The following is a 22,137-nucleotide window of genomic DNA, read 5'->3' as shown; positions in this document are numbered from 1 at the left end:
GTCCAGCGGCAGCAGGGTGTGCCGCTGGACGATTGCCTCCTCCTCCGGCGTCAGGACCGTCGAGCGCGGCGCCTTCGACCCCATGGCGGCATCGGCTGACGTCTGCCGAGTTCGCCACTTCTGGATCGTCGTCGGGCCGACGCCGTAGCGCCTGGCGGCGGCTCTCCCGCTCTCTTGACGTCGCTGTATGGCGCGACGGACCGCCTCCGTCGTGCGGGCGCTGTCGTACAGAATTTGGCCCCTAGCGAATCCCTCGCAGCATGGTGGTCAACCGTACCACTACACCGCAGGATCAAACTCCTAGGCTGTCTGAACCTCGATTTGGCGCAGCTGAAGCAGAACCTGCTCCGCGCTCGTCTTCTAATGTTGCCGCATGTTCGGCTCCTCCGGTCCTCGCTGATCCTCTCAATCAGCTCAGCCCGAAGCTAGCCGGTTGGGTGACATTCCATCAGCGGTCGGGATATGACCTTCCAATTTGGGCTGGCTGCCGATCATGAGATGACAAGGCGCGATGCACCAGCCTGAGCATCACATTCGTTTCCCATGCGCTTCCCAATCGTATTTTCGGGAAGCGCAGCCGGAATAAATCGAAGTTAGTTAGTTGATTTATATGGTGGGCGGTGAGGGACTCGAACCCCCGACCCTCTCCGTGTAAAGGAGACGCTCTACCAACTGAGCTAACCGCCCGACCCGCTGCCCTGCGTCTCGCGGGGCGCGACGCTTCGTAACGGAAGCGGGGGGGGGGGCGCAACCCCCTCCCGCGGCGGGGCCTCGGAGCCCGGGCACGGAAAAGGCCCCGGCTTGTGTGCCGGGGCCTCGTCTCAGGTCAGAATCCCGACGCCTCTAGTGGGCGATGACCGTCGCGGAATCGTCCTCGGCGATGACCGGGCGGACCGGCGGGGCCGGCTCCTCCCACTCGATCGGCTCGGGGACGCGGACCAGGGCGTGCTGGAGCACCTGGTCCATCCGCGAGACGGGGATGATCTCCATCCCGTTCTTTACGCTGTCGGGCACCTCGGCGATGTCCTTGGCGTTCTCCTCGGGAATGAGGACCGTCTTGATGCCGCCGCGCAGCGCGGCGAGCAGCTTCTCCTTCAGGCCGCCGATCGGAAGCACGCGACCCCGCAGGGTGACCTCGCCCGTCATCGCCACGTCGCGGCGCACCGGAATGCCCGTCAGCGTCGAGATGATCGCGGTCGCCATGCCGATGCCGGCGGAGGGACCGTCCTTCGGGGTCGCCCCCTCGGGAACGTGGACGTGGATGTCGCGACGGTCGAACAGCGGCGGCTCGATGCCGAAATCGACGGCCCGCGAACGGACGTAGCTTGCCGCGGCGGAGATCGACTCCTTCATCACGTCGCGCAGGTTGCCCGTGACCGTCATCTTGCCCTTGCCGGGCATCATGACGCCCTCGATCGTCAGCAGCTCGCCGCCGACCTCGGTCCAGGCCAGACCCGTCACCACGCCGACCTGATCCTCCTCGTCGATCTCGCCGTAGCGGAACTTCGGCGGCCCGAGGAAGACCGGCAGGTTCTCCTCGGTGACGGCGACGGCCTTCACCTTGGTGATGAGGATCTCCTTCACCGCCTTGCGGATCAGGTTCGAGATCTCACGCTCCAGGTTGCGGACGCCCGCCTCCCGCGTGTAGCGGCGGATGAGCATCAGCAGGCCGGAATCGTCGACCTGCCACTCCTTGGCGTCGAGACCGTGCTTCTTCACGGCGCCCGGGATCAGGTGCTTGCGCGCGATCTCGAGCTTCTCTTCCTCGGTGTAGCCGGCAATGCGGATCACCTCCATGCGGTCCATCAGGGGCGCGGGGATGTTCAGCGTGTTGGCGGTGGTGACGAACATCACATTCGAGAGGTCATAATCCACCTCCAGGTAGTGGTCGTTGAACGTGGCGTTCTGCTCCGGATCGAGCACCTCCAGCAGGGCGGCCGACGGGTCGCCCCGGAAGTCCATGCCCATCTTGTCGATCTCGTCGAGCAGGATGAGCGGGTTGGAGGTCTTCGCCTTGCGCATCGACTGGACGATCTTGCCGGGCATCGAGCCGATATAGGTCCGGCGGTGACCGCGGATCTCGGCCTCGTCGCGCACGCCGCCCAGCGACATGCGCACGAACTCGCGACCCGTCGCCTTGGCGATGGACTTGCCCAGCGAGGTCTTGCCGACGCCCGGAGGACCGACGAGGCACAGGATCGGGCCCGTGAGCTTGTTCGCGCGCTGCTGCACGGCGAGGTACTCGACGATCCGCTCCTTCACCTTGTCGAGGCCGAAATGGTCCTCGTCGAGCATGACCTGGGCGCCGAGGAGATCCTTCTTGATCTTCGAGCGCTTGCCCCACGGGATGCCGAGCATCCAGTCGAGGTAGTTGCGCACCACGGTCGCCTCGGCCGACATCGGCGACATCTGGCGCAGCTTCTTGAGCTCCGCCACCGCCTTGTCGCGGGCTTCCTTGGTGAACTTGGTCTTCTCGATCTTCTCCTCGAGTTCGGCAAGCTCGTCCTTGCCGTCCTCGGAATCGCCCAGCTCCTTCTGGATCGCCTTCATCTGCTCGTTGAGGTAGTACTCGCGCTGGGTCTTCTCCATCTGCCGCTTCACGCGGGTCCGGATGCGCTTCTCCACCTGGAGCACGGAGATCTCGCTCTCCATCAGCGACAGCACGCGCTCGAGGCGCTGCGCCACCGTGGGGATCTCAAGGATCGCCTGCTTGTCGGCGATCTTGACCGCGAGGTGCGAGCCGACCGTGTCGGCGAGCTTCGACGGCTCGTCGATCTGGGTCACCGCGGAGACGACCTCGGGGGAGATCTTCTTGTTGAGCTTCACGTAGTTCTCGAACTCGGCGATGACCGAGCGCGCGAGGGCTTCCGCCTCGACGCTGTCACCGAGCTCGTCGGTCAGGGTCTCGGCCTCGGCCTCGTAGTAGGTGTCGGACTTGGTGAAGCGCGCGATCTTGGCGCGGCCGGCGCCCTCGACCAGCACCTTCACGGTGCCATCGGGCAGCTTCAGCAGCTGCAGCACGCTGGCCAGGGTGCCGATCTTGTAGATCGCGTCCGTCGAGGGATCGTCCTCGCTGGCGTTGATCTGCGTCGCCAGCAGGATGTGCCGGTCGGTGCGGACCGCCTCTTCGAGGGCGCGGATCGATTTCTCGCGGCCGACGAAGAGCGGCACGATGATGTGGGGGAACACGACGATGTCGCGCAGGGGAAGGACGGCGTAGGAGCCCGTCGAGCCCGGAACGACGGGCTGGCGCGATTTCGATTGAGTCATATCGGACTTCCTCATGATGGACGCCGGGCAGCCGCTCCTCCTCCGGAGCAAGCATCCTGCCAGGGGCCGACCGGGCCGCGAGGGGGTCGGAAGTGTTTTGGGAAACGGTCTTGTACTGTGCGGCTGGTGACGGGACACCGCACCTCAGATGGTGAGCGTGCGGCCATCGCGCTGAGGCTTCAGATGGAAATCGGGGCGGATGTTTTCAAGCATCCGCCCCGAGGCACCACCCAGACCTGACGAGACCCGGACCGGGCCTCAGGCGCTGACGCTGGCCGGGGCTTCTTTGTTGCGGTCGCCGTGGATGTAGAGCGGCCGGGCCTTGCCCTCGACCACCTCGGGGCCGATCACCACCTGCTCGACGGACTCGAGGCCCGGCAGGTCGTACATCGTCTCCAGCAGGATGGTCTCCAGGATGGAGCGCAGGCCGCGGGCGCCGGTCTTCCGCTCGATCGCCTTGCGGGCGACCATGGAGAGCGCCTCCTCCTGGAAGGTGAGGTCGACGTTCTCCATCTCGAACAGGCGCTGGTACTGCTTGACCAGGGCGTTCTTGGGCTCCTGTAGAATCCGCTTCAGGGCGGTCTCGTCGAGGTCCTCCAGGGTCGCCAGCACGGGCAGGCGGCCGACGAACTCGGGGATGAGGCCGAACTTCAGCAGGTCCTCGGGCTCGACGTTGCGGAAGATCTCGCCGGTGCGGCGGTCGTCCGGGGCCTGCACGGTCGCGCCGAAGCCGATCGAGGTGCCCTTGCCGCGCGCCGAGATGATCCGCTCCAGGCCCGCGAAGGCGCCGCCGCAGATGAACAGGATGTTGGTGGTGTCGACCTGCAGGAATTCCTGCTGCGGATGCTTGCGGCCGCCCTGCGGAGGCACGGAGGCGACGGTGCCCTCCATGATCTTCAGCAGCGCCTGCTGCACGCCCTCGCCCGAGACGTCGCGGGTGATCGACGGGTTGTCGGACTTGCGCGAGATCTTGTCGATCTCGTCGATGTAGACGATGCCGCGCTGCGCCCGCTCGACGTTGTAGTCGGAGGCCTGGAGCAGCTTGAGGATGATGTTCTCGACGTCCTCGCCGACATAGCCGGCCTCGGTGAGGGTCGTGGCGTCCGCCATGGTGAACGGCACGTCGAGGATGCGGGCCAGGGTCTGGGCCAGCAGCGTCTTGCCGGAACCGGTGGGCCCGATCAGCATGATGTTGGACTTCGCCAGCTCGACGTCGTTGTGCTTCGAGGCGTGGGCGAGGCGCTTGTAGTGGTTGTGGACCGCGACCGAGAGAACCTTCTTCGCGAAGTCCTGGCCGATGACGTAGTCATCGAGGACCCGGCGGATCTCCTTCGGGGTCGGCACCCCATCGCGCGACTTCACCAGGGAGGACTTCGATTCCTCGCGGATGATGTCCATGCACAGTTCGACACACTCGTCGCAGATGAACACCGTCGGGCCCGCGATCAGCTTGCGGACCTCGTGCTGGCTCTTGCCGCAAAACGAGCAGTACAGCGTGCTCTTCGAGTCGTTGCCGCCAGTCTTGCTCATATCGGTCTCCGTTCGCGGGCATGGCGCCGGTCCGGGGCGCACACGCATCCTTCGAATTTAATGGCGTCCGCCTAAAGAAACAGTCACCTGCGCGCATCTGCCGGCTTCGATCAGACTGGCGATGCAAGCACGCGACCGCGACGGGATCAAGGCGGGCCGGGAAAAAGCGCTCCGCCTCGAAACGACGCGCCGGGCCGGACGGCCCGGCGGTCCCGGTCGGGTTCAGGCGGCGGCGGGCTCGGGCCGCTTCTGGATCACCTCGTCGATGAGCCCGAACTCCTTGGCGGCATCGGCCGTCATGAAGTTGTCGCGCTCCAGCGCCTGGACGATGGTGTCGTAGTCGCGGCCGGTGTGCTTCACGTAGATCTCGTTGAGGCGCTTCTTGAGGGCCTCGATCTCGCGGGCATGGATCAGGATGTCGGTGGCCTGGCCCTGGAAGCCGCCGGAGGGCTGGTGGACCATGATCCGGGCGTTCGGCAGGGCGAAGCGGTGGCCGGGCTCGCCGGCGGTGAGGAGCAGCGAGCCCATCGACGCGGCCTGGCCGACGCAGAGCGTGGTCACGGGGCAGCGGATGAACTGCATGGTGTCGTAGATCGACAGGCCGGAGGTCACGACGCCGCCCGGCGAGTTGATGTAGAAGGAGATTTCCTTCTTGGGGTTCTCGGCCTCGAGGAACAGCAGCTGCGCGACGATCAGAGACGCGCCGTAATCCTCGACCGGGCCGGTGAGGAAGATGATGCGCTCGCGCAGCAGGCGCGAGTAGATGTCGAAGGCACGCTCACCGCGGCTCGACTGCTCGACCACCATGGGCACGAGCGCGCTGTTATAATAGTCGACCGGATCTCTCATCATCACGTGCCCCAGCTACAAGGGGTCCGGCCGCGCCGCGAATCGGGCGCGCACCGGACGTTTCAGCGAACTACGGCGATGGTGAACATCGCCTTACTCTCGAGCCCGCCGCCCTCGTGGGAGCAGCCGGGCTCAGTCGGCCTTGGCGACGGCGGGCAGGCCCTCGTCGGTGCCGGTCGAGGCCGACTCGTTGGTCTCGCCCGTCGTCTCGGACTTGCCCTCGGCGTCGTCCTCGTCGGCGAACAGCGCCTCCTTCGAGACCGGCTCTTCGGTGAGCTTCACCTGCGCGAGCACGTGGTCGACGACCTTCTCCTCGAAGATCGGCGCACGGAGCTCGGCGAGCGCCTGGGCGTTCTTGCGATAGAAGTCCCAGACCTGCTGCTCCTGGCCGGGATACTGCCGCACCCGGGCGATCAGCGCCTGGTTCACCTCGTCGTCCGAGACCTTGATATCGGCCGTCTCACCGACCTGTGCAAGCACCAAGCCGAGGCGGACGCGACGCTCGGCGATTTTGCGATACTCGGCGGTCGCCTTCTCCTCAGTGGTGCCCTCGTCCTCGAAGGTCTTCTCGCGGGTCTTCAGGTCCTGCTCGACCTGGGCCCAGACCGCGGCGAACTCCTGATGGACCAGGCTCGGGGGCAGCTCGAAGGCGTACTTGGTGTCGAGGGCGTCGAGCAGGTCCTTCTTGAGCTTGCGGCGGGACTGCGCCTCGAAGTCGCTGCCGATGGCGGTCGAGACCGCCTCCTTGAGCTTCTCCAGGGATTCCATGCCGAAGGTCTTGGCGAGCTCGTCGTCGATCTTGGTCTCGCCCGGCGCCTGGATCGCCGTGACGGTCACGTCGAACTCGGCGTCCTTGCCGGCGAGGTGGGCGGCGCCGTAGGCCTCCGGGAAGGTCGACTTGACGACGCGCTTGTCACCGACCTTGGCGCCGACGAGCTGGTCCTCGAAGCCGGGGATGAACGAGCCGGAGCCGAGCTCCAGGTCGATGCCCTCGCCCGTGCCGCCCTCGAACTCGGTGCCGTCGATGCGGCCGACGAAGTCGATCGTGACGCGGTCGCCGGTCTCGGCGGCGGCACCCTCCTCGCGGGGCGCGAAGGCGCGGTTGGAAGACGCCATACGGGTGATGGCCTCGTCGACCTCCTCGTCGGAGGGCTTGGCCACCTGCTTGGTCAGGCTGACGTCGGACAGGTCGACGAGCTCGAAGGTCGGCAGCACCTCGAGGGCGACGTTGAAGGAGACGTCGTCCTTGGCATCGAGGGCGCGCTCGACGATCGACTTCTCGCCGGGGAACTCGATCTTGGGCTCGAGGGCGAGCTTGAGGTTGTTCTCGGAGACGATCTTCTGGTTTGCCTCGTTGACGGCGTTCTGTAGCACGTCGGCCATGACCGAGCGGCCATAGAGCTTGCGCAGGTGCGCGACCGGCACCTTGCCGGGACGGAAGCCCTTGATCTGGGCCTTGTCCTTGAGGGTCGACAGCTCGCTGGTCAGCCGCTCCTCGAGCTCGTTCGCGGCGAGCAGGACCTGAAACTCGCGCTTCAGCCCCTGGGAGAGTGTCTCGGTCACCTGCATGGTCGTCTTTCCGCTGTCGTCCGTGTGATCGCGCAAATTCGGTTGGTTCCTCGCGGCCCGCCCCTGCGGGCCCCACGAGGTCGGCGCCGGATTCATGCGCCGCCGGGGGCCGGCTGCCTGCGGCGGGCCGACCGGCCATCGCATGGAGCCAATCCGTTCCCGACGGCGATGGACTGGTGCGGGCGGAGGGGCTCGAACCCCCACGTCTTGCGACACTGGAACCTAAATCCAGCGCGTCTACCAGTTCCGCCACGCCCGCAAGCGCCAACGCCCGGCGCGCTTTCCGCCGCCAGAGCGGGGTCCTATAGCACGCGCGCCACGGGCCGCAGCAAAAAAATCGGGGCCGGCCCCGGATCGTTCCAGGCCGGCACAGCCGGCCCCGACGCCGATTTGGCGTCCGTCGAATCCGCATTCTACAAGCGGCGCCCGGACGCTCGCGCGCCCGGTCCCGTCCTTCCCCGACGCCGAGGTTCCATGCCGCAAGGTCCCTTGCCGAACACCCGATCGCTCGTCCCGAACGATCCCGTCTCGGCCTCGCGCCGCGCCCTCCTGGGCGGCGTCGCGGGGCAGCAGGGCCACGGCGGGCCCCGTCCGGACACTGGTCGCCGCCCCCGGCACCCTGCGCCTGAAGCCCGAGCCGGCGACCGCGACGCCGGTCTGGTGCTTCGACGGCCAGACGGCGCCCCCGGTGGTGCGGATCCGCCTCGGCGAGACGGCGCGGCTGAAGGTCGAGAACAGGACGGACAAGCCCCTCAGCCTGCACTGGCACGGGGTGCGCAACCAGAACCCCATGGACGGCGTCGGCGGCGTCACCCAGGCGCCGATCGCCCCGGGGGCCGACTTCACCTACGCCTTCGTGCCGCCGGATGCCGGCACCTTCCTGATTCGTCCCCTGGTGGTCGGCGGATCGAGCGAGCCCTCGGGCCGCGGCCTCGCCGGCACCCTGGTGGTCGAGGAAACCAGGCCCCCGGCGGTGGACCAGGACCTGACCCTGCTGATGCAGGACTGGCGGCTCGACGAGGCGAACGCGCTGCTGCCCTTCGGCCAGCCGATCTTCGCCGCGAGCTCCGGGCGCCTCGGCAGCCTCGTGACCCTGAACGGCGTGCCGGTGCCGGCCCCGATCACCGTCCGGCCCGGCAGCCGCCTGCGCCTGCGCCTCGGCAATGCCTGCAACGCGCGCGGCACCCGCATCCGCTTCGACGGCGTGAAGGTCTACGTGCTGGCGGTGGACGGTCAGCCCACCGACACCTTCGAGCCGCTGCGGGCCACCCTGCCCTTCCCGCCCGGCACGCGCTACGACCTGATGCTCGACATGCCGACCGAGGCCGGCGCCACGGGCACGATCACGGCGCTGATCGGCAACGGCATCGCGCTCGCCACCCTGGGACTCAGCGGCGAATCCGCCGCGCCGCGGCGGCCGCCGATCGCCAAGATCGGCGACAACCCGCTGCTGCCGGCCGAGGTGAAGCTGCAGAACGCCGTCCGGCGCGACATCACCCTCACGGGCGGAGCCCGGCTGGACAAGGACAAGCCCGCCGCCGAGCCGGTCTATACCGGGGACCCGAACCGGATCTGGTCGGTCAACGGCGCGCCCGGCACGGCCGGAATGGCGCCGCTTTTCTCGGTGAAGCGCGGCCAGGTGGTGGTGCTGGCGATCCGGAACGAGACCGCCTTCCCGCAATCGCTGCACCTGCACGGCCACGTCTTCCGCCTGCTCCACCCCCTCGACGACGGCTGGGAGCCCTACTGGCTCGACACCTTCCAGCTCCTCGAAGGCCGCACGGCGCGGATCGCCTTCAAGGCCGACAATCCGGGACGCTGGCTCCTCAGCGCCACGGTGCTGGAGCGCTTCGACACCGGGCTCTGGACCCTGTTCGAGGTGACCTAAGCCAGCAGCGCGCGGAGAACCTCGGGCATCCTCTCGGGAAGGTCCTCGGCGATCAGGCCGGGCCCGTGGCGCAGGCCGGCATCGCCGTGGAGCCAGACCGCCGCGGCGGCGGCCTCGAACGGGTCCATGCCCTGGGCGAGCAGACCGGCGACGAGGCCCGCGAGGACGTCGCCGGACCCGGCGGTGCCGAGATAGGGCGTGCCGTGATCGTTGATCGCGGCCCGGCCGTCGGGGGCGGCGACGACCGTGTCGGCGCCCTTCAGGATCACGACGGCCCCGGCCAGGGCGGCGGCGCGCCGGGCGCGCTCCAGCTTGCCCACCTCCGGGTCGATGGCGTTGGTGCCCTCGAACAGGCGGGCGAACTCGCCCTCGTGCGGGGTCAGCACCGCGGCGGAGGCGCCGTCGGAGAGGTGTGCCGCCAGGAGGCGGGCCTGGCCCTTGAAGCTCGTCAGCGCATCGGCATCGAGGACGAGGGTGCGGCCGGCCGCTGCGGCCACCGCCACGAGGTCGCGGGTGGCCGCGCCGACCCCGAGTCCCGGCCCGGCCAGGACCACGTTCAGGCGCTCGTCGACGAGAAGGTCGTCGAGGTCGTCGGCGCTGTCGCAGGCGCGCAGCATGATCGCGGTGCAGTGGGCGGCGTTCTCCGCCAGGGCCGAACGCGGCGAGACCAGGGTGACGAGGCCGGCGCCGACCCGGAGCGCGGCGCGCGCAGCCATCCGGGCGGCCCCCGTGCGGGTGGCGGGGCCGGACAGGACGAGGGCGTGGCCGCGGGTGTACTTGTGGCTCGCGGCGCTCAACCGCGGGAAGGCGGCGCCCCAGAGGTCCGGCCCGTTGCGCCAGAGCGGCGCATCCCCGGCGAGGCCCGCCTCCAGCGCGTCCGCGCCGGTGCCGATCTCGGCGACGTGCAGGGCACCGCAATGGGCGCGCCCGGGCTGGAGCAGATGTCCGGGCTTCAGGGCCACGAAGGTGACGGTCTCGGTCGCCCGGACCGCGACGCCGCGCACCGCGCCCGTATCCCCGTCGATCCCGCTCGGCACGTCGACCGCCAGCACCGGACGAGCGGCCCGTCCGAGCCGGTCCACCAGGGCCGCGACCGCGCCGTCGAGATCGCGCGCGAGGCCTGCGCCGAACAAAGCGTCGACCACGAGGCCGTAGGCGGCGAGGTCGCTGATCTCCGAAAGCGCGAGGACCGGCCCGCTCCAGCCCCTGGCCGCCTCCGCCGCATCCCCGGACAGTCCCTCGGCCGGCACCAGCCCGGCGAGATCGACCGGATGGCCGGCCTGGACGAGGCGGCGGGCGGCCACGTAGCCGTCGCCGCCGTTGTTGCCCGGCCCGCACAGGACGAGGATGCGCCCGCCTGCCCCGGCCAGCGCACGGGCGCGCTCCGCCACGGCGGCCCCGGCCCGCTCCATCAGGGCGATTCCGGGCGTTCCGCCCGCGATGGCAGCCGCATCGACCCGGCGCATCGCCTCGACCTTGAGCAGACGCAGGGTGGTCATCGGGATTTCCTCTGGTGCTTCACGCGGGGCTGCCCGTTGGAGGCTCACGAAACGGCGTCACGTCCGCCATTCGCCCAAACGATTTGCTGTGCGTGCATAGTTGTTGTGCAGTTTTCCAGCCCGACCCGATAAATCGGCGTGGCGAAGGCCGGACGGCGATGATACCAACGATGGATCAAGCAGCATCGAGGTCAGGCCCGCCCGGCATGAAGAAGATCGAAGCGATCATCAAGCCTTTCAAACTGGACGAGGTGAAGGAAGCCCTTCAGGAGGTCGGCCTCCAGGGTATCACCGTGATCGAGGCGAAGGGCTTCGGACGCCAGAAGGGCCACACCGAGCTCTACCGGGGCGCCGAATACGTCGTCGACTTCCTGCCCAAGGTGAAGCTCGAGATCGTTCTGTCAGACGCTCTGGTGGAGGGCGCCGTGGAGGCGATCCGCAAATCGGCCCAGACCGGACGCATCGGCGACGGCAAGATCTTCGTCTCGACCATCGAGGAAGCCATCCGCATCCGCACCGGCGAGACCGGCACCGACGCGATCTGAGCCTGTCGACCGCGCCCCCGTGGCACAGACCGCCCCCTGGCTGAAGCCGGTCTGCGATCCACAGGACTGGCAGGATTTCCACTGGCTCCGACAAGCCGTCCTCTGGGTACCGCGGGGCCGGACGGATTACGACCGGAACCACCCGGACGACCGGCATCCCCACCACCATCCCCTGCTCCTGACCGACGGCGCGACCTCGCTCGGCGTGGTACGGCTTGACGATCGCCGCGACGGGACCGGGATCGTGCGCCTCGTGGCGATCTTGCCGGAGCGCCAGCGCCAGGGGCTCGGCCGCAGCCTCGACGGGGCGGTGGAGCAACTCGCCCGAGACCTCGGCATTCGGACCCTCCACGTGAACGCGGCCCCCGATGCCGTCGGCTTCTATGAGTCGACCGGCTGGCACCGTTTCACCTGGGACGCCGACGAACTCGTCGGATACGCGGCCGACTGCGTTCAGATGCGGAAGGTCCTGCAGACCTGACGGGGTCTTGCGACCCAGACGCCCCCGTCGCGGACGCGCGGTTCCATCACCGCACGCCCACCGCACTCCGGCCCGACCAAGGTTCCGGCCCGGCCAAGCGGGCCGAGAGACAGTTCTAAGTTTCTGTTTTTGCGTTTGTTCTCGCGGCCGTCCGATGTCGGAGCCTGCGAAATTGCGCTGGCCCGGACGCTCCACCTGCGCTAAACGCTCGACGCCCAAGACGCTCGACGGCTAAGACCCTTCCGCTCTGCGGCGCGCCGGTGCCCGCTGCGGCAAAACCACGGCCGCAACGGGCCGAGACATGAAGGAGACCCCCAAGGATGGCCAAGACTGCAGCCGACGTCCTGAAGGAAATCAAGGACAACGACGTCAAGTACGTCGACCTTCGGTTCACCGATCCGCGCGGTAAGTGGCAGCACGTCACGTTCGACGTCTCGCTGATCGACGACGAGATGTTCTCCGAAGGCACGATGTTCGACGGCTCGTCGATCGCCGGCTGGAAGGCCATCAACGAATCCGACATGCTGCTGATGCCGGACCCGGCCACCGCCTGCATGGACCCGTTCTTCTCCGCCTCGACCATGTCGATCGTCTGCGACGTGCTCGAGCCCTCCACGGGCGCGCCCTACAGCCGCGACCCGCGCGGCACAGCCAAGCTGGCCGAGGCCTTCCTCAAGTCCACCGGCATCGGCGACACCATCTATGTCGGCCCCGAGGCCGAGTTCTTCGTGTTCGACGACGTGAAGTTCGGCGCCGACCCGTACCACACCGGCTTCCAGCTCGATTCGACCGAGCTGCCGACCAACGGCTTCACCGACTACGAGGGCGGCAACCTCGGCCACCGCGTCGCCACCAAGGGCGGCTACTTCCCGGTGCCGCCGCAGGATTCGGCGCAGGACATGCGCGGCGAGATGCTGGCCGCCATGCAGTCCATGGGCGTGAAGGTCGAGAAGCACCACCACGAGGTCGCCTCGGCCCAGCACGAGCTCGGCATGAAGTTCGACACCCTGACGCTGCTCGCCGACCACATGCAGATCTACAAGTACTGCATCCATCAGGTCGCCCAGAGCTACGGCAAGACCGCGACGTTCATGCCCAAGCCCGTCTACGGCGACAACGGCTCGGGCATGCACGTGCACCAGTCGATCTGGAAGGACGGCAAGCCGCTCTTCGCCGGCGACAAGTACGCCGACCTCAGCCAGGAATGCCTCTGGTACATCGGCGGCATCATCAAGCACGCCAAGGCGCTCAACGCCTTCACCAACCCGTCGACCAACTCCTACAAGCGCCTGGTGCCCGGCTACGAGGCCCCCGTGCTGCTCGCCTACTCGGCGCGCAACCGCTCGGCCTCCTGCCGCATCCCGTGGACGACGAACCCGAAGGCCAAGCGCGTCGAGGTCCGCTTCCCCGACCCGATGGCGAACCCCTACCTGGCCTTTTCGGCCCTGCTGATGGCCGGCCTCGACGGCATCATCAACAAGATCGATCCGGGCGCGGCCATGGACAAGGATCTCTACGACCTGCCTCCGCGCGAGTTGAAGAAGATCCCCACCGTCTGCGGCTCGCTCCGTGAGGCGCTGCAGAACCTCGACCGCGACCGCGCCTTCCTCAAGGCCGGCAACGTCTTCACCGACGACCAGATCGACTCCTTCATCGAACTGAAGATGACCGAGGTCATGCGCTACGAGATGACCCCGCACCCGGTCGAGTTCACGATGTACTACTCGCTCTGAGAGCGACCGAGCCGGGCGTCAGGCCCGGCTCACCGGACAACGGCGCAACGCCGGGGCCTCGCGAGGGGCTCCGGCGTTTCGCGTGTCCGGCGACCTGCCCTGGTCCGGGACCGGGCGGTCCGGCGTCCATTGCCGCCGGCCGCACCGGGGCCGACGGAACCATGATCCCGCCGACGGGCTTGCCGCCCCGACGTGACGGCCGGGACCCGAGATGCAGACGGACGACGAACCTCACCGATCCCGGCGGAGCGACCGCGTGGAACGCGCCAACGCCCTGGTGCAGACCCTGGCGATCCTCGCGGCCGGCGCCTGGGCCGTCTACACCTTCATCTACGAGGCGCGGATCAAGCCGGCCCTGGAGCCCCCCGCCGTCTCGGTGACGACGAGCCTGGTGCGGGCGGGCGAGCGCGACGGGCACGTGGCCATCCGCTCCACCGTGACGCGCAAGAACGTCGGACAAACCGGCGTGCGCGTGCTCGGCCTCGTCTACAACGTCACCGGGGTACGGGTGCGCTTCGACGGGGAGTCCCACCCGAAGGCGGACGGCGGACCGACACGCGCCGATCGCACCACCACGGCGCGCGCCTACGGCTTCGCGGGTCTCGGCACGGCGATCCTGCGGGAGGGCCGGCTCTTCGCCGGCGCCACTGAGACGGGGAGCGAGCCTTCCGATCTCAACCCCGGCGAATCCGTCTCCCGAGACCTCATCGTCTATGCCGATCGCGACCGGTTCGACTTCGTCCGCTTCGAAGTCGGCCTCGCCTACACCAAGGGCGACGAGCCCGCGGTGCTCCTGACCTTCGAGACGGTACCGGACGGCACCCTCGCGCTGAAGCCCAGGGCCGATTGCCGGGCGGAGCCGCAGACCTGCGAGCGTGTGAAGACCACCGATTTCGGCACGGAATTCTCGCTCTGGTGAGGGTACGCAACGCGACGATACCGAACCGGCGGCAACCAGCGATGGCTCGACGGACCGGACGCCCTGAACGGCCGGGCGCCTCGTCACGCAAACTTGCGCAAGATATCTCCGCCCCCCGCGATCCAAACGCGGACTTTCGCGACGCATTGGCGTAAGCAGACTGGAAAGGTCGCCGCTCCCGCGAGACGGCCTGCACGATCGTGCGAGGAGTGAAACGCCATGCGGATGTCCCGCCGCGCCGCCGGCCTGACCGCCGGCCTGTTCCTCGCGGCCCTGGCCGGGTCCGGCAGCGCCTGGGCCGCGGCGGGCGACGACGTCGCCGAACGCGATGCCCGTTGGGCGGACCTGCGCCAGTCGATCTTCGGCGACCGCACGGTCGAGACCGCACGGCCCCTGGTGAAGATGGACCTGCCGGACCGGGCCAGCGACGCCTCCCTCGTGCCCCTCACCCTGACGATCGCCGACAAGGACCGGATCAAGGGCCTCTACCTCGTCATCGACGACAACCCGGCGCCGCTGGCCGCGCACTTCACCTTCGGCCCCGCCGCCGATCCCGAGGCGCTGAAGCTGCGCATCCGGGTCAACACCTACACCAACGTCCACGCGGTCGCTGAGACCAAGGATGGCACGCTGGTGCAGACCACCCAGTTCGTGAAGGCCTCCGGCGGCTGCTCGGCCCCGATGGGCATGACCGACGCGGAGGCGATGCAGGACATGGGCGACATGCGCCTGAAATTCGCCGACGCGAGCCCGGGCAAGCCCATCGCCGCGACGCTGATGATCCGCCACCCGAACTTCACCGGCCTGCAGATGAACCAGGTCAGCCGCGAGTACACGCCCGCCCGCTACATCAACCGGATCAGCGTCGCGCGGGGCGACAAGAACGTCTTCGTCATGGACGGCGACATCTCGATCTCGGCCAATCCGGTGATCAATTTCGCCATGTTGCCCGAGGGCCAGGGCCCGGTCACGGTGGTGACGCAGGACAACCAGGGCGGACGCTGGGAGCACAGCTTCGATGCGCCGGCCGCCAGCAACTGAGCGCCTCCGCCGCGCCGTGGCGGTCGTCCTCGCGACGTCGGTCCTCGCCGCGGCCGCCCCGGCCGTTTCGCCGGTGGACGTGCCCGAGCCCGCCGGCCTCTGGGAGGGCGCGCTCCAGGGCTACACGCCGAAGACCCTGGCGGGCGCCACGGTCCTGGACGGGCCCGCCCTCGACGCCCTGATCGCGAGCGGATCGGCGGTGCTGATCGACGTGTCGGAGGCCGACCCGACGCCGCCGAACCCGCCGGCCGGGCGCCTGTGGCGGCCGATCCACCGAGCCATCCCGGACAGCACCTGGCTGCCGGGGGCCGGATCGGGGACTCTCTCGGCGCCGGAGCAGGCCGCCCTCGCCGATCGGGTCGCAGCCCTCACGCAGGGGGACCGGGACCGGGCGATCGTCACCTACTGTCACCCGGATTGCTGGGGCAGCTGGAACCTCGGCAAGCGCCTCGTCGGGCTCGGCTACCGGAACGTCCACTGGTATCCCGAGGGCATCGAGGGCTGGCAGGAGCGGCACGACACCGCGGCGCTCCGCCCCGACGACACCTGGACGCGACGCGCCGGAAATGGCGCCGGGCCCTGAAGCCCGATTCCCACCAAGCCGAGGCAAGGCCTTCCATGCTGTACCGCCGCTCGCTCCTCGCCCTCCTGGCTCTCGCTCCCTTCGCCCTCGCGCCCTTCGCCCTGGCGGGGCCGGCCCGCGCCGCCGAGAGCGTGCCCTACACCCAAGAGGCCTTCGCGGCCGCGCAGAAGGCGGGCAAGCCGATCCTCGTGGAGGTGAGCGCGCCCTGGTGCCCGATCTGCAAGACCCAGAAGCCGATCCTGGCCAAGCTCGCCGAGCAGCCCCGCTTCAAGGACCTCGTCATCTTCGACGTCGACTTCGATACCCGGAAGGACGTGCTCAGGCAGTTCAACGCCCGCATGCAGAGCACGCTGATCGCCTTCAAGGGCGAGACCGAGACCGGCCGCTCCGTGGGCGAGACCCAGCCTGAATGGATCGAGGGCCTCGTCGAGAAGACCCTCTAGGGCGAGTCCATGGGCACGAGCCTGGGACTGGCCTTCCTCGCCGGCCTGCTGTCGGTGCTCTCGCCCTGCGTGCTGCCGCTGCTGCCGCTGGTCCTCGGCGCCGCGGCCTCCGAGCACCGCCTCGGACCCCTGGCGCTGGCCGCGGGCCTCGCCCTCTCCTTCGTGGCGATCGGCCTGTTCGTGGCCACGATCGGCTTCGGCCTCGGGCTCGACACCGGCCTGTTCCGGATGGGTGCCGCCATCCTGATGATCCTGCTCGGCCTCGTGCTGATGCTGCCGGCGGCGCAGACGCGGCTCGCCGTCGCCGCCGGTCCCGTGAGCAACTGGACGGAAGCGCGCTTCGGCGGGCACTCCACCGCCGGCCTCTCAGGCCAGTTCGGCGTCGGTCTCCTCCTCGGCGCGGTCTGGAGCCCCTGCGTCGGGCCGACCCTCGGTGCCGCCTCGCTGCTCGCCGCGCAGGGGCGCGACCTTGGCGCGGTCGCCCTCACCATGGTGCTGTTCGGCTTCGGCGCGGCCCTTCCCCTCGTCATCCTCGGAACCCTGTCGCGAGCGACCCTGGTCGGCTGGCGCGACCGGATGATGGGGCTCGGCAAGGGCCTCAAGGCGGCCCTGGGCCTCGTCCTCGCCCTGACCGGCCTCGCGATCCTGCTCGGGATCGACAAGGCCCTGGAGACCGCCCTCGTCGAGGCCTCCCCCGACTGGCTCACCCGGCTGACGACGCGGTTCTGAGGGCGCAGCCTGCCAGGCGGCGGACTTGGAGGCCGTCGGCACCCCGGCGTATCCAGGGCGGGCATTCCACGGAGGTCGTCCCATGTCCCTCGTCGTTCCCGTCATCCTCGGCTCCGTCCGCGCCGACCGTCAGGGCCTGCGCGCCGCCCGCTTCGTCATCCGCGAGCTGGAGAGCCGCGGCATCGAGGCGCCGCTGGTGGACCCGGCCGAGCTGAAGCTCCCCCTCCTCGACCGGATGTACAAGGAGTACCCGAAGGGCGAGGCGCCGGCCGTCCTCGAAGACCTGGCGACGCTGTACCGGCGCTCGGACGCCTTCCTCGTCGTCTCGGCCGAATACAACCATTCGATCCCGCCCGCCCTCTCGAACACCCTCGACCATTTCCTGGAGGAGTATTCCTGGCGGCCCTCCGGCATTGTCTGCTACTCGGCCGGCCAGTACGGCGGCGTGCGCGCGGCGATGCAGCTCCGGGCGATGCTGGCCGAACTCGGCGCCTCGAGCATCCCCTCGCTCCTGCCGATTCCCCGCATCGGCAAGGCCCTCGACGAAGCCGGCGCGGCCCAGGACGAGTGGCTGCCGAAGGCCGCCAAACGGTTCCTCGACGAGCTGGTCTGGTACGCCGAGGCCCTGCAGGCCCGGCGGGCGACGGGAACGCCCTACTGAGCCAGGCCGCGGCCCTCTCTGGCGTGAGGCTTGCCCCTCGGTGCGGACCGATCCCTCGCGCCGAGCGCCCTTCATGTCCGAGACCGCCACGGAACTTCGCACGCTCCTCGCCAACCTCGTGCGGGCCGCCCTGATGTCCGACGACCGGGCCAGCGCCCTCTGGCGCGAGGCGGCCCGACAGGGTCAGGCGAAGCTCGCCACGGACCCGGCCGGAACCGAAGGCCTCAATATCGAAGGCTTCTGGACCCTGGGGGTGCGCGAAGCCGAGGCCCCCGAATATCGCGAGGCCGAGGCGCAGGTGGAGTTCGGCTTCCCGGCCCTGTGCCCGTTCAGCCTGGCCGAACTCACGACGCGCGACTTCGACGTGGACGCAGCCGTGGAGCGCCTGCGCAAGTCCGCCGCCACCGGCTGAACCATGTTGAGGGCCGGGCCGGCGCCGTTGCCGGGGCGGCGTCCGGCGCCCATGTTAGGGAACAGTCGCCGGGCCGCGCTCCCGCGCCCGGCGCGACACGTCCTTCACGCGTATGGCCTCGCGCCCGCGCAGCGAGCCGGATCCCTTGGCAAAACGCATCAACCCCAATCCCGGCGCCGCCGGCCTTCCCTCCCGCGAGCAGATCCTCGCCTTCATCGCCGCCTCCCCCGAGACGGTGGGCAAGCGCGAGATCGCGGCGGCCTTCAACATCAAGGGGGCCGACCGCATCGGCCTCAAGCGCATCCTGAAGGAGATCGAGGAGGACGGCGCCATCGCCCGCGGGCGCGGGGGGCTCGCGCCGTCCGGCCGTCTGCCGCCGGTGGTGCTCGCCGACATCACCGCCCGGGACCGTGACGGCGAGTTCCTGGCGAGCCCGGCCGAGTGGGATATCGGCAACGGCGCCGCCCCGAAGATCACCGTCGCCGCGCCGCGTGGCGGCAAGCGCCCGGGCCAGCCGGCGCCGGGCATCGGCGACCGCGTGCTGATGCGGGTCGAGGCCAGCGCGGGCGAGCCGGGCCGCTACATCGGCCGCGTCATCAAGGTCCTGGGCAAGAACAAGTCCGACATCATCGGCATCTACCGTGCCGGCCCCGAGGGCGGGCGCATCATCCCCGTCGAGAAGCGGGCGCAGGGGCGCGAGGTCGCGATTCCCGCCGGCGAAGAGGGGGAGGCCCGCGACGGCGACCTCGTCAGCGTCACCCTTCAGCGCGAGAGCCGCTTCGGCCTCCCCCAGGGCCGGGTGCGCGAGCGCCTGGGCTCCCTGGGCTCGGAGAAGGCGGTCAGCCTGATCGCCCTGCATCTCCACCACATCCCGCACGTCTTTTCTGCCGCCACCCTGGCGGAGGCCGACGCCGTGGTGCCCGCAAGCCTCGACGGGCGTGAGGATTGGCGCGACGCGCCGCTCCTGACCATCGACCCGCCGGACGCCAAGGACCACGACGACGCCGTAATGGCGATCCCCGATCCCGACCCGGCCAATCCAGGCGGGTTCGTCGTCACCGTGGCCATCGCCGACGTCGCCGCCTACGTACGCCCGGGCTCGGCCCTCGACCGCGAGGCGCTCCTGCGCGGCAACTCGGTCTATTTCCCCGACCGGGTGGTGCCGATGCTGCCGGAGCGGATCTCCAACGACCTCTGCTCCCTGCGCGAGGCCGAGGACCGGCCAGCGCTGGCGGTCCGCATCGTGATCGACGCCGAGGGCGGCAAGCGCCGGCACAGCTTCCACCGCGTGATGATGCGCTCGCGGGCCAAGCTCAGCTACGCCCAGGCTCAGGCCGCCATCGACGGCTTCGCCGACGACGTCACCAATCCCCTGCTCGAACCCGTGCTGCGCCCTCTCTGGGCCGCCTACGACGCCCTGCGCCGGGCCCGCGACGCACGCGGGCCCTTGGCCCTGGACCTGCCCGAGCGCAAGGTGCTGCTCGACGCGGACGGGGCGGTCGACCGCGTGGTGGTGCCGGCCCGCCTCGATGCGCACCGGCTCATCGAGGAGTTCATGATCCAGGCCAACGTCGCGGCGGCCGAGACCCTGGAACAGGCGCGCCAGCCCCTGATCTACCGGGTGCACGACGAGCCGGCCCTGGAGAAGATGCGGGCGCTCGGCGAAGTGCTCGCCTCCATCGGCATCAAGCTGCCGAAGGAGGGCATCCTGCGCCCGGCCCTGTTCAACCGCATCCTCGCCAGCGTGGCGGAAACCGAGCACGCGGTCTTCATCAACGAGGTCGTGCTGCGCTCGCAGGCGCAGGCGGTCTATGCCGCGCAGAACCTCGGGCATTTCGGCCTCAATCTCCGGCGCTACGCGCACTTCACCTCGCCGATCCGCCGCTACGCCGACCTCATCGTGCACCGGGCCCTGATCTCCGCCTGCCGCCTCGGTGCGGACGGCCTGTCCTCGGACATGTCCGTGGCGGCGCTGGACCAGATCGGCGAGCAGATCTCGGCGGCCGAGCGCCGGGCCATGGCGGCCGAGCGCGAGACCATCGACCGCCTGATCGCGCACCACCTCGCCGACCGGGTCGGCGCGACCTTCACCGGCCAGATCTCCGGCGTGACCCGCTCCGGCCTGTTCATCAAGCTCGACGAGACCGGGGCCGACGGCTTCGTGCCGATCTCGACCATCGGCGCCGATTACTACCGTCACGACGAGGCCCGGCACGCCCTGGTCGGGGAGCGCTCGGGGGAGACCCACCGCCTCGGCGACCGGGTCGAGGTCCGCCTCGTGGAGGCGGCCGCGGTGGCCGGGGCCCTGCGCTTCGAGCTGCTCTCGGAGGGACATGCGCGGCCGGAACGCGGTACTTGGCCCGGGCCGAATCGCTCGGTGCGCAAGCCCGGCGCGCCCGGCCGTCCGCCGGGCATCCGCAACACCGGGTCGCGCCTTCGCGGCTCGCGTCGCTGAGACGAAGGGTCTAGGCTGGAGGCCATGCGAGGAGCCGAGATGACCGAGACCGCCGCGCCGGGCCAGGGCGAACGCACGCCGCTCCTGCGCTCCATGGCCCGCGGATTCCTCGGGCGCTGCCCCCATTGCGGCACGGGCCGGATCTTCGGCAAGTTCCTCAAGGTCCGGCCGCATTGCGACGTCTGCGACCTCGAACTGGCGCATCACCGGGCCGACGACCTGCCGCCCTACATCGTCATCTTCATCGTCGGCCACATCGTCGGATACTTCCTGCTGGAAACCGAGACGAACTACGACGTACCGCTGTGGTTTCAGCTGAGCTTCTGGCCCATCGTCACCCTGCTCGCCTCGCTGGCGCTGCTGCAGCCGGTGAAGGGCGCGGTGGTCGGGCTGCAATATGCGCTTGGCATGCACGGCTTCGCCAAGCTACCGGTGCCAAGGGCCGCGACGGGGCCGCAGGGCGAGGAGAAGCCGCATGGACCAGGCGACGGGCGTGCGACCGACCGAGCCGCCGGATACGGTCCCGCCTGAGGCACCGGCCCGCAAGGCGGCCCTCCGGCCGCGCAACGCCGCGACCCTGATCCTTCTCGACCGCAGCAAGCGCGCGCTGCGGGTCCTGATGGGCCGCCGGCATCCCGGCCTCGCCTTCATGCCCGGCAAGTTCGTGTTTCCCGGCGGCCGGATCGAACCGAGCGACCGGCAGATGCCGGTGGCCGGCGCGCTCCCAACGCGCAGCAACGACGCGCTCGCCGCGAAGGTGGCGCGGGGCGGCGAAGGCCTCGGCCGCGTGCTCGCCCTCGCGGCGATCCGCGAGACCTACGAGGAAACCGGCCTCCTCCTGGGGACCCGCGAGTACGGCCCACCGGACAGCGCCCCGGCCGGGACCTGGACCGCCTTCCGCGAAGCGGCCGTGCTGCCGGATCTCGAAGCCCTGCACTTCGTCGCCCGGGCGATCACCCCACCGGGCCGCCCGCGCCGGTTCGACACCCGCTTCTTCGCGGCGGACCGCACGGCCATCGCCCACGAGGTTCCGGGCGTCGTCTCACCGGATTCCGAACTCGTGGAACTCGCCTGGGTGAGCTTTTCCGAGGCCCGTGCCCTCGACCTGCCCCGGATCACCCGGGTCATCCTCGACGATCTCGAGGCGCAGGCCAAGGGCGGCTTCGCGCCCTACCGGACGATTCCGTATTACTACGAACGCGGCGGTAAGCCGCAGCGAGAAACCCTGTAGAGGGAACCGCTTTCCTCCCGGCACCGTTGGTGAACAACAGATCGTGAGGGAGGAACCATTCGATGTTGAAGGGCGGCTTACTATGGCTGATCGGCATACCGATCCCCATCATCCTGCTGATTTATTTCTTTACGTCTTGGTTGCGCTAGTCGTTTACGGCCCCTGAACGCCGAAAGCCCGCCCTGGTTTTAACCGGGGCGGGCTTTGTGGTTTGGGCTGTGTGTTTGGTTGCGGGGACAGGATTTGAACCTGTGACCTTCAGGTTATGAGCCTGACGAGCTACCGGGCTGCTCCACCCC

The 22,137-nt window shown here is 69.3% G+C and carries 19 protein-coding genes, 2 tRNA genes and 1 pseudogene; 14 read left to right on the top strand and 8 right to left on the bottom strand.

Going from position 1 to position 22,137, the window contains the following annotated elements:
• From AC3WLN_RS19585 to AC3WLN_RS19555, 7 genes and pseudogenes are all read right to left on the bottom strand, one after another.
• Positions 1-234, bottom strand: a pseudogene (locus AC3WLN_RS19585) (IS481 family transposase); the annotation flags it as partial.
• Between the two features lie 377 nt (positions 235-611).
• Positions 612-687: transfer RNA gene (locus AC3WLN_RS19580), tRNA-Val, on the bottom strand.
• 156 nt (positions 688-843) lie between these two features.
• Positions 844-3,270 carry an endopeptidase La gene (lon, locus tag AC3WLN_RS19575; protein WP_492484055.1) on the bottom strand — a complete coding sequence of 809 codons (2,427 nt, stop codon included), beginning with the start codon at positions 3,268-3,270 and terminating at the stop codon, positions 844-846.
• A gap of 258 nt (positions 3,271-3,528) precedes the next feature.
• Positions 3,529-4,800, bottom strand: coding sequence for an ATP-dependent Clp protease ATP-binding subunit ClpX (gene clpX / locus AC3WLN_RS19570; RefSeq protein WP_055955375.1), 1,272 nt, complete (start codon positions 4,798-4,800; stop codon positions 3,529-3,531).
• Positions 4,801-5,022: 222 nt separating this feature from the next.
• Positions 5,023-5,649 carry an ATP-dependent Clp protease proteolytic subunit gene (locus tag AC3WLN_RS19565; RefSeq protein WP_026176059.1) on the bottom strand — a complete coding sequence of 209 codons (627 nt, stop codon included), beginning with the start codon at positions 5,647-5,649 and terminating at the stop codon, positions 5,023-5,025.
• Between the two features lie 132 nt (positions 5,650-5,781).
• Positions 5,782-7,218, bottom strand: coding sequence for a trigger factor (gene tig / locus AC3WLN_RS19560; protein ID WP_292495038.1), 1,437 nt, complete (start codon positions 7,216-7,218; stop codon positions 5,782-5,784).
• A gap of 174 nt (positions 7,219-7,392) precedes the next feature.
• A tRNA-Leu gene (locus AC3WLN_RS19555) sits at positions 7,393-7,477 on the bottom strand.
• A 429-nt stretch (positions 7,478-7,906) separates the two neighbouring features.
• On the opposite strand from AC3WLN_RS19555, the gene AC3WLN_RS19550 reads away from it, so the two are divergent.
• Positions 7,907-9,106 (top strand): multicopper oxidase family protein, encoded by a 1,200-nt coding sequence (locus AC3WLN_RS19550; RefSeq protein WP_492484052.1) that lies wholly within the window; start codon positions 7,907-7,909, stop codon positions 9,104-9,106.
• Here AC3WLN_RS19550 and AC3WLN_RS19545 read toward each other — a convergent pair.
• Positions 9,103-10,605, bottom strand: coding sequence for an NAD(P)H-hydrate dehydratase (locus tag AC3WLN_RS19545; RefSeq protein ID WP_492484050.1), 1,503 nt, complete (start codon positions 10,603-10,605; stop codon positions 9,103-9,105). The two genes, AC3WLN_RS19550 and AC3WLN_RS19545, sit on opposite strands and share 4 nt — an antisense overlap.
• A 206-nt stretch (positions 10,606-10,811) precedes the next feature.
• On the opposite strand from AC3WLN_RS19545, the gene AC3WLN_RS19540 reads away from it, so the two are divergent.
• The 13 genes from AC3WLN_RS19540 (at position 10,812) to AC3WLN_RS19480 (ending at position 21,838) form a co-directional block, all read left to right on the top strand.
• A complete protein-coding gene (locus AC3WLN_RS19540; RefSeq protein ID WP_003600526.1) occupies positions 10,812-11,150 on the top strand; it encodes a P-II family nitrogen regulator in 339 nt (112 codons plus the stop codon).
• A gap of 19 nt (positions 11,151-11,169) precedes the next feature.
• On the top strand, positions 11,170-11,631 hold the full coding sequence (locus tag AC3WLN_RS19535; protein WP_492484044.1) for a GNAT family N-acetyltransferase: 462 nt from the start codon (positions 11,170-11,172) through the stop codon (positions 11,629-11,631).
• 320 nt (positions 11,632-11,951) lie between these two features.
• A complete protein-coding gene (gene glnA, locus AC3WLN_RS19530; protein WP_492484042.1) occupies positions 11,952-13,364 on the top strand; it encodes a type I glutamate--ammonia ligase in 1,413 nt (470 codons plus the stop codon).
• Positions 13,365-13,620: 256 nt separating this feature from the next.
• Positions 13,621-14,283, top strand: a complete 663-nt coding sequence (locus tag AC3WLN_RS19525) for a hypothetical protein (protein WP_492484040.1) — start codon at positions 13,621-13,623, stop codon at positions 14,281-14,283.
• Between the two features lie 225 nt (positions 14,284-14,508).
• Positions 14,509-15,324 (top strand): quinoprotein dehydrogenase-associated SoxYZ-like carrier, encoded by an 816-nt coding sequence (locus AC3WLN_RS19520; RefSeq protein WP_492484057.1) that lies wholly within the window; start codon positions 14,509-14,511, stop codon positions 15,322-15,324.
• The gene (locus AC3WLN_RS19515; protein ID WP_492484038.1) at positions 15,302-15,907 is read left to right on the top strand and encodes a rhodanese-like domain-containing protein; all 606 of its coding nucleotides are present in this window, start codon (positions 15,302-15,304) and stop codon (positions 15,905-15,907) included. The genes AC3WLN_RS19520 and AC3WLN_RS19515 overlap by 23 nt, the downstream gene beginning before the upstream one ends.
• A gap of 35 nt (positions 15,908-15,942) precedes the next feature.
• Positions 15,943-16,350 carry a thioredoxin family protein gene (locus tag AC3WLN_RS19510; protein WP_492484036.1) on the top strand — a complete coding sequence of 136 codons (408 nt, stop codon included), beginning with the start codon at positions 15,943-15,945 and terminating at the stop codon, positions 16,348-16,350.
• A gap of 9 nt (positions 16,351-16,359) precedes the next feature.
• Positions 16,360-17,079 (top strand): cytochrome c biogenesis CcdA family protein, encoded by a 720-nt coding sequence (locus tag AC3WLN_RS19505; RefSeq protein ID WP_492484034.1) that lies wholly within the window; start codon positions 16,360-16,362, stop codon positions 17,077-17,079.
• A gap of 82 nt (positions 17,080-17,161) precedes the next feature.
• Positions 17,162-17,740, top strand: a complete 579-nt coding sequence (locus tag AC3WLN_RS19500; RefSeq protein ID WP_492484032.1) for an NADPH-dependent FMN reductase — start codon at positions 17,162-17,164, stop codon at positions 17,738-17,740.
• 73 nt (positions 17,741-17,813) lie between these two features.
• Complete coding sequence (locus AC3WLN_RS19495) at positions 17,814-18,152, top strand: hypothetical protein (protein WP_492484030.1); 339 nt, start codon at positions 17,814-17,816, stop codon at positions 18,150-18,152.
• A gap of 145 nt (positions 18,153-18,297) precedes the next feature.
• Positions 18,298-20,607: a ribonuclease R gene (gene rnr / locus AC3WLN_RS19490; RefSeq protein ID WP_492484028.1), complete on the top strand. Its 2,310-nt coding sequence runs from the start codon at positions 18,298-18,300 to the stop codon at positions 20,605-20,607.
• A gap of 39 nt (positions 20,608-20,646) precedes the next feature.
• Entirely contained in the window at positions 20,647-21,138 is a 492-nt protein-coding gene (locus tag AC3WLN_RS19485) for a DUF983 domain-containing protein (RefSeq protein ID WP_492484026.1), read from the top strand.
• On the top strand, positions 21,083-21,838 hold the full coding sequence (locus AC3WLN_RS19480; RefSeq protein ID WP_492484024.1) for an NUDIX hydrolase: 756 nt from the start codon (positions 21,083-21,085) through the stop codon (positions 21,836-21,838). Before AC3WLN_RS19485 ends, AC3WLN_RS19480 begins: the two co-directional genes overlap by 56 nt.
• Positions 21,839-22,137 lie beyond the last annotated feature (299 nt).

The organism is Methylobacterium sp. FW306-05-D (genome assembly GCF_058782155.1).
This window is presented reverse-complemented; position numbering and strand designations above follow the sequence as displayed.